The organism is Streptomyces shinuiensis (genome assembly GCF_043660855.1).
Classification (GTDB): Bacteria; Actinomycetota; Actinomycetes; order Streptomycetales; family Streptomycetaceae; genus Streptomyces.
The window spans coordinates 3,953,320-3,964,942 of sequence record NZ_JBIHML010000001.1 but is presented as its reverse complement, the minus strand read 5'-3'; the positions used below and the strand labels follow the sequence as shown (position 1 = coordinate 3,964,942).

7 protein-coding genes and 1 pseudogene are annotated in these 11,623 nt (G+C 74.1%); 4 read left to right on the top strand and 4 right to left on the bottom strand.

Annotated features, from left to right (window positions below):
* Positions 1–2: 2 nt before the first annotated feature.
* Positions 3–683 carry a hypothetical protein gene (locus tag ACGRHY_RS18025; RefSeq protein WP_394636348.1) on the bottom strand — a complete coding sequence of 227 codons (681 nt, stop codon included), beginning with the start codon at positions 681–683 and terminating at the stop codon, positions 3–5.
* A 279-nt stretch (positions 684–962) separates the two neighbouring features.
* Positions 963–2,069, bottom strand: a complete 1,107-nt coding sequence (locus ACGRHY_RS18020; protein WP_394636347.1) for a PucR family transcriptional regulator — start codon at positions 2,067–2,069, stop codon at positions 963–965.
* A gap of 390 nt (positions 2,070–2,459) precedes the next feature.
* Here ACGRHY_RS18020 and nhaA point away from each other — a divergent pair, with 390 nt between their 5' ends.
* Positions 2,460–3,824, top strand: a complete 1,365-nt coding sequence (nhaA, locus tag ACGRHY_RS18015; protein WP_394636346.1) for a Na+/H+ antiporter NhaA — start codon at positions 2,460–2,462, stop codon at positions 3,822–3,824.
* Here nhaA and ACGRHY_RS18010 read toward each other — a convergent pair.
* Together ACGRHY_RS18010 and ACGRHY_RS18005 are read right to left on the bottom strand one after the other, a co-directional pair.
* Positions 3,808–5,124 carry a cation:proton antiporter gene (locus tag ACGRHY_RS18010; RefSeq protein ID WP_394636345.1) on the bottom strand — a complete coding sequence of 439 codons (1,317 nt, stop codon included), beginning with the start codon at positions 5,122–5,124 and terminating at the stop codon, positions 3,808–3,810. The two genes, nhaA and ACGRHY_RS18010, sit on opposite strands and share 17 nt — an antisense overlap.
* A 119-nt stretch (positions 5,125–5,243) precedes the next feature.
* Positions 5,244–6,149, bottom strand: a complete 906-nt coding sequence (locus ACGRHY_RS18005; protein ID WP_394636344.1) for a DUF4328 domain-containing protein — start codon at positions 6,147–6,149, stop codon at positions 5,244–5,246.
* Between the two features lie 126 nt (positions 6,150–6,275).
* Between ACGRHY_RS18005 and ACGRHY_RS18000 the strand changes: the two genes are divergently transcribed.
* From ACGRHY_RS18000 to ACGRHY_RS17990, 3 genes and pseudogenes are all read left to right on the top strand, one after another.
* Positions 6,276–6,569: a heavy-metal-associated domain-containing protein gene (locus ACGRHY_RS18000; protein WP_394638104.1), complete on the top strand. Its 294-nt coding sequence runs from the start codon at positions 6,276–6,278 to the stop codon at positions 6,567–6,569.
* A gap of 86 nt (positions 6,570–6,655) precedes the next feature.
* Positions 6,656–8,944: a heavy metal translocating P-type ATPase gene (locus ACGRHY_RS17995; RefSeq protein WP_394636343.1), complete on the top strand. Its 2,289-nt coding sequence runs from the start codon at positions 6,656–6,658 to the stop codon at positions 8,942–8,944.
* 521 nt (positions 8,945–9,465) lie between these two features.
* Positions 9,466–11,147, top strand: a pseudogene (locus ACGRHY_RS17990) (ABC transporter ATP-binding protein).
* The last annotated feature ends 476 nt before the right edge of the window (positions 11,148–11,623 follow it).

Below are 11,623 nucleotides of genomic sequence, written 5' to 3'. Positions count from 1 at the left end.
GTTCAGCGCGGCAGCCGGCCGGCGTCCGGGCCGGGGTCCAGTGCGGGGTCGCAGGGCATGACGCGGAAGAAGCCGCCGTCGGGGTCGTAGTCGAAGACCAGCGCGGTGCTTCCGGCGGCCAGACCCGCGGCGTCCTCGCCCCGGGCGCGGACCTGGACCAGATGGGCCGAGCCGTCGTCGGCGGTGATCTCGGCCTGTCCGAAGCGGTGGCTGACGTGCCCGGTGCGGATGGTGCACACCCGGCCGACGAGGTCGCGGTGGCTGGTGCCCGTCTCGCGCGGCGCCAGCCGGCCCAGCGGGCGGACCAGCAGGCGTGTCAGCGCCCAGGCGGCGAGCAGCGCGGCGGGCAGGACCAGCAGGCGCGCAGGGGCGCCCCCGCCGGCCCGCTCGACCAGCGCGGTACCGCTCAGTGATGCGAACCAGGCAATCGAGATGAGGAGCGAAAGGGAGACGGAGACAGGCGTCCCGCCGAGTCCGGCCGCCGCGAGAACCGCCGCGGGACCGGTGGCGGGACCGGTGGCGAAGTGGTCGCAGTGGCCGGCGCCGATGCCCTCACCCCCGTCGAGGGCATCGACGCCGACCGCTCCGACCAGCACCGTCAGCCAGTAGACGAGCACCACCACAAGTCCGAACCCGAACAGATTGGCGGGAAAGCTCATGGCCGTGTTCATGAACTCGCTCATCGTTCCACCCCCGTACCGGTCGCGGCGTGACCTCATGCTGACAGTCCGGCACCGGGGCGCACATTGCCAGGATCCGGCAATCTTTACGCCGTGCTTACGTCCGGCAACCGGAGGGAACCATCGGCGCGGCAGCCGTTGCCCGCCTCTTGGGGCCGGGGTGGTGCGGGCTGCTCGACCAGGCGGTTCGGCGGCCGCGGGGTACGGACGTCCGGACCGCGCACCCGGAACGAGCCGCGCGGCCGGACCACGGGGGCCGGGGGCCGCGGGCGGCGGGCGGCGCTACAGCGGCTTCTCGGGCCAGCCCAGCAGCCGGGCGCCCATCGCGGCGGTCTCCAGGGTGTACCGCTGGAGCCCGTCGCCGGGGTCGTAGCCGGTCAGCTCCCGGATGCGCGCCAGCCGGTACGACAGGGTCCGCACGCTCACGCCCAGCCGGCGGGCGGCCTCCGCGTTCACGTAACCCGCCGCCGAGCACACCGACAGGGTCTCCAGCAGCGGCGCGGCCCCGCCGCGGGCCTGGGTGAGCGGCCCCAGCACGGTGCGCACCAGGTCGGCCATCGCCGCGCGGTCGCGCAGCAGCACCGGGAAGACCAGCATCTCCGCCGCGTTGAACCGGACCCCGTCCAGGCCGAGCCGGTCGGCGAGGTCCAGCGCCCCCAGCGCCTCCTCGTAGGAGCGCACCACGCCGCTGGGGCCGCTGTGGGACCTGCCGAGCGCCACCCGCTCGGCGGCGGGGTAGCCCGGGCCGGGGTCCTCGGCGAGCCGGGCGAAGGCCCGCAGGACGGACTTGTCGGCGCTGGCGGCGATGCACACCAGCCGCCCGTCCTTGGTGGCGAGCAGCACGTCGCGCTCGCCGAAGCGGCCCACCAGCTCGCGCTCGATGCGGCGCACGGTGGGGTGCACGTCGTCGTACTTCTCGGTGCCCGAGGCCACCGCGACCGCGTGCGCGCGGGCCAGCCGCAGGCCGAAGCGCTGGGCGCGCTCGGCGAGCCGGCCCAGGTCGCTGCGGCCGTAGAGCAGGTCGTCCACGAACTCGCGGCGCTCGGCCTCCTCCTGCCGCACCGCCAGCCGCTGTGCCCGCTCGTGCCCCTCCCCCAGCGCGGCCACCGCGGCCTCCACCGCGGCCAGCAGGGCGTCGCCGGTGCGGGCCCGCTCGGCGGCCGTTGCCGACCGGGCGATGCCCGGCAGCGTGCCCCACAGCCGGCGGGTCTCGGCGAGGTAGAGGCCGACCAGGTCCCGCAGGCCGTACCCCTGCTCGGCGACCCGCTCGCCCGTCTCGCGGAAGGCGTCCAGCTCGGCGCGGCGCGGCAGCCGGCCGGTCCGGGATATACCGGCGAGCAGCTCCGCGTAACCGCCGAGGAAGGAGTCGGGGATCCCGCCGCGTCTCACCGGTGCACCGCCCCCTCCTCCGTCCCGCGCTCCGCCCGCCCCGGCCGTACGGCCGGGCCACCGGCACAGACTAAGGGAGGGTCGGGGCCGCCGCGGCGGGGGTGGCGGCGTGCGCCGCGGGGAAGGAACACCCCCGGCCGCCGCGGCGGAGGACGGTGTGATCACCGTCACCGGCGAAACCGGGGCGGCCGGGGGCATTCGCCGACATGGAGCGGAAGTTGCCGGGCACTGACCGGCGGTACCCGCGCAGCCGTGCACAGATCCGCTCTTGCGCGGAAACAGCAGGTTGTGGGTACGGTGGTATGACAATCAAGATCACAAATGGTGTGCCGGGAAGTCTGGTCGGCGACGTTGTCCACGTACCCCGAAACCGGCCCGGGAGGTCACTCCATGTCCAACGCCCCCAAAGAGCGCACCTCCCTCTTCGGACTGCCGTCGTTCCAGGAACGCCGGTTCCTGCTGGAGGCGCTGCGCGCCGAGACCGTCGGCGGGATGCTCCTGCTGGCCGCCGCGGTGGTGGCGTTGGTGTGGGCGAACTCTCCCTGGGGGGATCTGTACGAGTCGGTCCGCGACTTCCACTTCGGCATTCCCGCCCTCCACCTCGACCTGTCGGTGGGTCACTGGGCGTCGGACGGCCTGCTGACGATCTTCTTCTTCGTCGCCGGTATCGAGCTGAAGCGCGAACTGCTCCTGGGCGAGCTGCGCCGCCCGGCCGCGGCCGCGCTCCCGGTGGTCGCCGCCGTGTGCGGCATGGTGGTGCCCGCCCTCTTCTACGTCGCGGTCAACGCGGCGGGCGGTGGCCAGATGGACGGCTGGGCCATCCCCATGGCCACCGACATCGCCTTCGCCCTCGGCGTGCTCGCCGTGATCGGCACCAACCTGCCGTCGGGCATCCGGGCCTTCCTGCTCACCCTCGCCATCGTCGACGACCTCGGCGCGATCCTCGTCATCGCCGTCTTCTACACCTCCGCGCTGAACCTGCCCGCCCTGGGCGGGGCGCTGGCCGGACTGGTGGTGTTCTGGTTCCTCCACCAGAAGCTGCGGGTGCGCGGCTGGTACGTGTACGTGCCGCTGGGCGTCGTCATCTGGGCGCTGATGCACGCCAGCGGGGTGCACGCCACCATCGCCGGTGTGGCGATGGGCATGCTGCTGCGGGTGATCCCGGCCAAGGGCAGCGAGGGCTGGCCCACCGAGAAGGAGTCCCCGGCCGAGCGGATCGAACACATGGTGCGGCCACTGTCCGCGGGCTTCGCGGTGCCGGTGTTCGCGCTCTTCGCGGCGGGCGTGAGCGTCTCCGGCGACGCGCTGGGCGAGACGTTCCGCCGGCCCGAGGCGCTGGGCGTGATCCTCGGCCTGTTCGCGGGCAAGCTCCTCGGCGTCTTCGGCGGCACCTACCTGGCGGCCCGCTTCACCCGCGCCCAGCTCAGCGAGGACCTGGAGTGGGCGGACGTGGTGGGCGTCGCGCTGCTCGCCGGCATCGGCTTCACCGTCTCGCTGCTGGTGGGCGAGCTGGCCTTCGCCGGCGCCGAGGTCGCCGAGCAGGTCAAGGCGGCCGTCCTGATCGGCTCGCTGGCCGCCGCGGTGGCCGCCGCCGTCTTCCTCAAGTTCCGCGACGCCCGCTACAAGCGGCTGTGGGAGGAGGAGAACCGGGACGACGACCACGACGGCATCCCGGACATCTACGAGCGGCCGCGTGGCAGTGCCACCGAGGACGCCGTCGGCCGGGCCGACCGCGAGGTCAGGCGCGAGGGCTGACGGCGCCCTCCCCGGCCTTCGGACCGACGTCTCCCTCACCGCCCCGGCCGCGCCCGCCCACCGGCGGGCGCGGCCCCTCGTCTCCGTCCTTCCCGCCGTTTCCGTCGTTCCCGCCGTCCGGGATGCCCGCCAGTTCCTCGACGTGGAAGACCCGTGCGATCGGCACGTCCGTACTGCTGTGGGCGACGATCGAGAAGGCGATGGTCACGGCGATCAGCGTGAACGCGTCCTCGGCGCGCGGGATGCCCGACTGGAGCACCAGCAGTCCGTACACCACCGAGGCGAAGCCCCTGGGCCCGAACCAGGCCGCCGTGAGCCTCTCCCTGCGGTCGAAACCGGTGCCCACCAGGGACAGCAGCATCGAGGCCGGGCGGACCAGGACGATGGCCAGGACCGCCACCGCGTAGCCGCCCGGGGACAGGTCCCCGAAGAGCTGCGGGGTCAGCAGCGCGCCGAAGACCAGCAGCGCCGCGAACTTCGCCAGCTCCGCGAGGGATTCCCCCAGCGGCTCGAACGCCTCCTTGGCCTCCGGGGAGACGGCGACGATCACCGCGCCCGCCGAGAACGCGGCGAGGTAGGGGTTGGCGTGGGTGAGGTGGCAGGCCGCGTACAGGGTCACGCCGACGGCCAGCGGCAGCAGCGGCTGGAGCCTGGGCTCGGCACCCAGCAGACGGAATCGGACCAGCCAGTTCGCCAGCAGCGGCAGCAGGACGCCGAGGAGCAGGCCGAGGACCAGTTCGGTGGCGATCGCGGCGAAGTCGGCGTCCTCTGCGTGCCCGGCCGGCGCGGCGGCGGCGATGAGGATCAGGACGAAGGGCAGTGCGAGGCCGTCGTTGACGCCGCTCTCGATGTTGAGCAACTGCCGCAGCCGCGCGGGCACCTCCCTGCGGCCCACGATCGCCGAGGCGAACACCGGGTCGGTGGGCGCCAGCACCGCGCCGACCAGGAAGGAAGTCGTCCAGTCCAGGCCGACCAGGAAGTGCGTCAGCAGCGCTACACCGAGGAAGGCCAGCGGCATGCCCAGACCGAGCGCGCGGACCGGATTGCGCCAGGCCCTGCGCAGCGCGGGGAAGGAGACGTGCATGCCGTCGGTGAACAGCACCGCGAACAGGGCCAGGTCAGCGGTGACCGCCACGATGCCGCTGTCCGGGGTGATGTGGATCAGCCCCAGGAAGCCGTCGCTCACCAGTGCGCCGCCCACCAGGAACAGCAGTGAGGTGGAGAGCACCGAGCGGGCGGCCAGCCCGGACAGCAGCACCGCTATGAGCAGCGCGACTCCGAACACCATGACGAGTACCACGTGAACACTCCCCGGGAAGCGGGCTCTGGTCACCGGCCCGGCCGTGCGCCGGTCCCGGACAGGCGGGCACCCTACCCCCGCCCCGGAGCGAACCGGTACGGGGACGCCGGACAGGCGTGTCAGACCGGAGCCGCGGCGAGGGCCGTGCGGTGCTCCTGGAGGTCGTGCTGCATGGCGGTGATCCTGCGGACGACGAGGATCGCCAGCACGGCGGCGAGGATGTCGACCCCGTCGGCGAAGAGGTGGGAGGAGACGGCGCTCCCGAGTTCCTCCAGGGTCTGCGCGTCCCCGTACCTGCGGGACGCGAACCGGCTGGATGCCCAGGTGAGCAGCCACAGCAGCCACCAGCAGTTGAGCAGTCCGCCGGGGAGGCGCTCGCGGACCGTGCCGTCCGGCCCCGGCGGGGTACTGGCGTCCCAGATGTCGTTGGCGATCTTCTTGGGGAACCAGAGGTTGACGACGGGCACGAACCATCCGCCGATCGCCCAGCCGGGCCTCATCCGCTGGCTCGCGGCGTCGAACGTCTGCGCGTTGAGCCGGGAGCGGTGGAACCACATCAGGAACGGGATCCCCGCCGTCGCCAACACGGCGAACTGGACCACACCGGCGGCGAAGTACAGCGACTCCGCACTCTCCAGGGCCTCGGTGGAGCCGTACCACGACGACTCCGCCTCCTCCTTCAGGATCCCGGCGAACCGCGCCCCGGCGAGGATCGCGAACAGGTCCGAGGCCACGACCGCCCCCAGCAGCGCGACGGTGACGGTCGCCAGGGGCCGGGTGGACTGCCAGCGCAGGTACGGCGACTCCCTCTGGTCCCGGCGGATCCGTTCCACCGTCCGCAGCTCCCCGTCGGTCAGCACCCACCAGGACTGTCCCGCGGACGCGCCCTTCGCGGTGGGCGTGATGGGCTCGGCGGACGGCGGTGCCGGGTCGCCGCACGCCGGGCATCGGTCCCCGGCCGTCCCGCCCCGTCCCTCCCCGCTGACCTTTCCGTCTCCCGCGCCCTCGCACTCCGCGCACGCCATACCTTCGCCCCCGCCCCTCGGTGATCGTCCGCCGCACCCTACCGGCCCCGGAACGGCCGACCCGCGGTTTTCCGGGGGACTTGGGGGTCCACACCGGGCCCCGTTTGTCGAATACCCCCTAGGGGTATAAAGTCAAGAGTGTCGGAACACCCGCCCGGCCGCCCGGGCGTTTCCGCGCACCGATCCGAGGGAGTAGAAGCCATGAGCACCGTCACCACCACCTACAAGGTCACCGGCATGACCTGCGGCCACTGCGAGGGCGCGGTCAACAGCGAGGTCGCCGGGATCGACGGCGTCACCGAGGTGAAGGCCGTCGCCTCGACCGGCCTGGTGACCGTCACCTCCACCCGCGAGCTGGACGACGAGGCCGTGCGCGCCGCCGTCGACGAGGCGGGCTACGAGCTCGCCGGCCGGGCCTGACCGCCCGCAACCGCCCCGCCACCGCCGGACCGTACCGCCGCGCGCCCGCGCCGCCGGCACGGTCCGGCCCCCGTCCGGGAGACAGCATGACCACCACCACGACATCCGGTACACAGGCGCCCGCCGACGAGGTCGAACTCGCCATCGGCGGGATGACCTGCGCCTCCTGCGCCGCCCGTGTCGAGAAGAAGCTCAACCGGATGGACGGCGTGACCGCCACGGTCAACTTCGCCACCGAGAAGGCGCGCGTCAGCTACGCCCCCGGTGTGAGCGTCGACGATCTGATCGCCACCGTCGAGAAGACCGGCTACACCGCCCAGCCGCCTCCGCCGCCCGCCCCCGCGCGGCCGTCCCGGCCGGTGGCCGGGACCCAGGCCGGAGCCGGGGAGCGGGAGAGCGAGGGCGAGCGCGAACTGGCCTCGCTGCGGCAGCGCTTCCTGGTCTCCCTGGCCCTGTCGGTACCGGTCGTGCTGCTGTCGATGGTTCCGGCCCTCCAGTTCGACAACTGGCAGTGGCTGTCGCTGACCCTGGCCGCACCGGTCGTGGTGTGGGGCGCGCTGCCCTTCCACCGCGCGGCGTGGACGAACGCCCGGCACGGCGCGGCCACCATGGACACCCTGGTGTCGGTGGGCACGACCGCGGCCCTGGGCTGGTCGCTGTGGGCGCTGTTCCTCGGCGACGCCGGCATGCCGGGGATGCGGCACGGCTTCGAGCTGACCGTCTCCCGCGCCGACGCCGCCTCCGCCCTGTATCTGGAGGTCGCGGCCGGGGTGACGACGTTCATCCTGCTCGGCCGCTATCTGGAGGCGCGATCCAAGCGGAGCGCGGGCGCCGCCCTGCGCGCCCTGCTGGAGCTGGGCGCCAAGGAGGTCACCGTCCTGCGGGGAGGGCGTGAGGAGCTCGTCCCCGTCGCCGAGCTGGCCGTCGGGGACCGCTTCCTGGTCCGCCCCGGCGAGAAGGTCGCCACCGACGGCACCGTCGTCGAGGGCTCCTCGGCCGTGGACGCCTCGATGCTGACCGGCGAGTCGGTACCGGTGGACGTCTCGACCGGTGACGCGGTCACCGGCGCGACCGTCAACGCCGGCGGCCGACTGGTCGTGCGGGCCACCCGCGTCGGCTCCGACACCCAGCTCGCCCGGATGGCCAGGCTGGTCGAGGACGCCCAGAACGGCAAGGCCGAGGTGCAGCGGCTGGCCGACCGGGTCTCGGCCGTCTTCGTGCCGGTGGTGCTGCTGATCTCGCTGGGCACCCTGGGCTTCTGGCTCGGCACCGGCGGAGGGCCGGCCGCGGCCTTCACCGCGGCCGTCGCCGTCCTGATCATCGCCTGCCCCTGCGCCCTGGGCCTGGCCACCCCCACCGCCCTGATGGTCGGCACCGGACGCGGCGCCCAGCTCGGCATCCTCATCAAGGGCCCCGAGGTCCTGGAGACCACCCGGCGCGCGGACACCGTCGTCCTGGACAAGACCGGCACCGTCACCACCGGGAAGATGGAGCTGCGGGACGTCGTCACCGCCGGGGGCGAGGACGACGGCGAGGTGCTGCGCCTGGCCGGCGCCCTGGAACACGCCTCCGAACACCCCATCGCCCGGGCGATCGCCACCGGCGCCGCCGAGCGCGTCGGCACCCTGCCCGCAGTGGAGGACTTCGCGAACGTCCCCGGCCTCGGCGTCCGGGGCACCGTCGAGGGCCGCGAGGTGACCGTGGGCCGGGAGCGGCTGCTGGCCGAGAGCGCCCTGGAGTTCCCCCATGAGCTGGCCGGGGCACGGGCCGCCGCGGAGGCGGAGGGCCGCACCGCGGTCGCCGTCGCCTGGGACGGGAAAGTGCGGGGGCTGCTGGCGGTGGCGGACGCGGTCAAGCCCACCAGCGCCGAGGCCATCACCCGGCTGCGCGCCCTCGGGCTCACCCCGGTGCTGCTGACCGGCGACAACCGGGCGGTGGCCGAGGCCGTCGCCCGCGAGGTCGGGATCGACGAGGTGATCGCCGAGGTCATGCCCCAGGACAAGGTCGACACCGTCAAGCGCCTCCAGAACGAGGGCCGCTCCGTGGCCATGGTCGGCGACGGCGTCAACGACGCGGCCGCCCTCGCCCAGGCCGACCTCGGCCTGGCCATGGGCACCGGCACCGACGCCGCCATCGAGGCCGGCGACCTCACCCTGGTCCGCGGCGACCTGCGGGTCGCCGCCGACGCCATCCGGCTGTCGCGCCGCACCCTGGCCACCATCAAGGGCAACCTGTTCTGGGCCTTCGGCTACAACGTCGCCGCCCTGCCACTGGCCGCGGCCGGACTGCTCAACCCGATGATCGCGGGAGCGGCGATGGCCTTCTCCTCCGTCTTCGTCGTCACCAACAGCCTCCGGCTGCGCGCCTTCCGCTGACCGGTCCCGGCCGGTTCGCCCTTACCCGCCCATGTCGTCGGCCGGGCCGTCGAGCACCATGTCGTCCCGGCCGGCGACGCCCCGCTGTTCTACGCGGACCTGCGGGGCAACGCCCGGGAACTGCTCGACGAGCCCTTCCCCGTCGCCCCCGCGCGGGCGAGGGCGTACCTGCTGCTCAGCCGCGCCGCCGCCACCGGCCCCGGTACCACCTCACCGGCTACGGCGGCGACGAGCTCTTCAACGGCCGGCCCCTGTGGCCCACCCTGCGCGGCCTGCTGGCGCGCCCCTCGTACGCCGCCTGGCTGGCCGGCGCCGTCACCCGCGAACCGCCCGCCGACCGCGGCCCGCTGCTGTCCTGGGGGCCGCGGCAGTCGCTGCCGCCCTGGCTCACCGGTGACGCCGGGGCACTGATCCTCGACGAGCTCCGCTCGGCGGCCGAGCACGCCGAGCCGCTGAGCCCCCGCCCCGGACGGCACACGGACCTCGACACCGTCCGGGCCGACGCCCGCGGCTTCCAGGCGCTGGAGGACGTGGGCGTCACCGCGGGCCTGCCGGTGGCCGCGCCGTTCACGACGACCGGGTGGTCGAGGCCGTCCTCGCCGTCCGCGCCGAGGACCGGGTCGTCCCTCGCGGCGGCCGGCGGTTATCTGATGGCACGCACCGGCGAGGCCGCCGGCCTGCGGGCCCGGCGGCGGCTCGTCGGCCGGATGCTGCGGCTGCGGGTCGCGGCCGTCGACCGGCTCACCCCGGCGACCTGCTCTCCCGCACCGCCGGTGACACCTCGCTGCTGCGCACCGTGCTCTCCCGCGACATCGCCGACGCGGTCACCGGGGTGCTGGTCCTGCTGGGCACCATCACCCTGATGGCGGTCGTGGACCTCGTCCTCCTCTGGGTCACCCTCCTCGCCGTGCTCCTCGCCCTGGGCCTGCTCGCCCTGCTCATGCCGAGGATCCAGCGGGCGCAGCACCAGGCGCAGGAGGCGGTCGGCGCGATGGGGTCGGCGCTGGACCGCGCGCTGCAGGCGTTCCCGCACCATCAAGGCGAGCGGGGCCGAGGAACGCGAGACCGCGGCCGTCGCCGAGGCGGCGCGGCGGGCCCACGACCGCGGTGTGGCGGTGGCCCGGTGGAACTCGGTCTCCGATGTCACGACCTCCGTGGCGATGCAGTTCGCCTTCCTCGCCGTGCTGGGGGCCGGCGGCGCCAGGACCGTCTCCGGAGCGATGGAGATCTCCTCGCTGGTCGCCTTCCTGCTCTACCTCTTCACCCTGACGGGCCCCTCGGCCGGCTCACCGACGGATGGAGCGGCCTGAACATCGGACTGGCCGCGGTGCGGCGCATCCGGGAGATGGAGGAGCTGCCGCGGGAGTCCCCGGGCAGCGGTCCGTCGCCGGAGGGGGCGCCGCCGGAGGGACCGTGCACGAAGAGGTCGTCGCCGCTCGGCGTCACCTTCGAGGACGTGGTCTTCGTCTACGGCGACGGACGGGATCCGGCGCACCGGGGGGTGACCTTCGAGGTGCCCGCCGGTGGTCTGACGGCGCTCGTGGGCCCTTCCGGCGTCGGGAAGTCGACGGTGTTCGAGCTGCTGGAGCGCTTCTACGATTACGACGCGGGTACCGTCGGCGGACGCGACATCCGCCACTGGCCGCTGGCCGAGCTGCGGTCGGCGATCGCCTATGTCGAGCAGGACGCGCCCGTACTGGCCGGGACCCTGCGGGAGAACCTGCTGCTGGCCGCTCCGGACGCCGCGGAGGAGGAGGTGCGGCGCTCGGTGTCGCGCACCCGGCTCGACGCTCTCGTCGAGCGGCTGCCCGGTGGCCTGGACGCGCAGGTCGGTCACCGGGGGGTGACGCTGTCGGGCGGCGAGCGCCAGCGGATCGCCATCGCCCGGGCGCTGCTGCGCCGGCCCAGGCTGCTGCTGCTCGACGAGGTGACGTCGCAGCTCGACGCGGTCAACGAGGAGGCGCTGCGCGAGGTCGTCGTGGAGCTCGCCGCCGAGACCACCGTCCTGGCCATCGCTCACCGGCTCTCCACGGTGGTGCGGGCCGACCGCATCGTGGTCATGGAGGACGGCCGGGTGCGCGCGGCGGGCCGCCACGCCGATCTGCTGCGCTCGGACTCGCTGTACGCCGGGCTCGCCGCCGCACAGCTCATGGCGGGCCGCTCCCCCGTCCGGGCCGCGGAGGGCTCCCCCGGTTCCCCGTGAGCGCCGCACGTCAGGGCCTCATGGCAGGGCCCCCGAGTCGGGGCCCTCGTGGCAGAAGCCGCACACAGAAGCGCCCCGAACGACGAGTCCCCCCACGGGCCCGTCGACGGGGCGCCTCCTCTTCCCGGTCATGGACTCCCCCCACGGGATCCTGGCCGGGTGTCTGCCGGACGGTGTACGGGCGGGAGGGCCGCTCAAGCTCCCCCGAGGCACACCGCCTGCACGGACCACCGCCTTCGTCCCCCACAGACGAACACGGCGGGCGGCGGCGGCTCCGCCGGAGTACCGACGCCACCCCATAAGACACACGACTCCGCCGAATGGTTACCCCTTTTCACGTGTGACCTACGTCACTCTTCTTCACGCCTCCTCCACCGCTCCACCGCGCCGGACACACACCGCGGGCCCCGTTCCGCACCCCGGCGGAGGGGCGGAGCGGGGCCCGCGGGGCCGTGCGGGGCGGCCCTAGGCGCCCG

Excerpts from the sequence above, each read along its gene's own strand:
- ACGRHY_RS18025 (WP_394636348.1), bottom strand. The coding sequence starts at position 683 with ATGAGCGAGTTCATGAACACGGCCATGAGCTTTCCCGCCAATCTGTTC.
- nhaA (WP_394636346.1), top strand. The coding sequence starts at position 2,460 with ATGTCCAACGCCCCCAAAGAGCGCACCTCCCTCTTCGGACTGCCGTCG.
- ACGRHY_RS18005 (WP_394636344.1), bottom strand. The coding sequence starts at position 6,149 with ATGGCGTGCGCGGAGTGCGAGGGCGCGGGAGACGGAAAGGTCAGCGGG.
- ACGRHY_RS17995 (WP_394636343.1), top strand. The coding sequence starts at position 6,656 with ATGACCACCACCACGACATCCGGTACACAGGCGCCCGCCGACGAGGTC.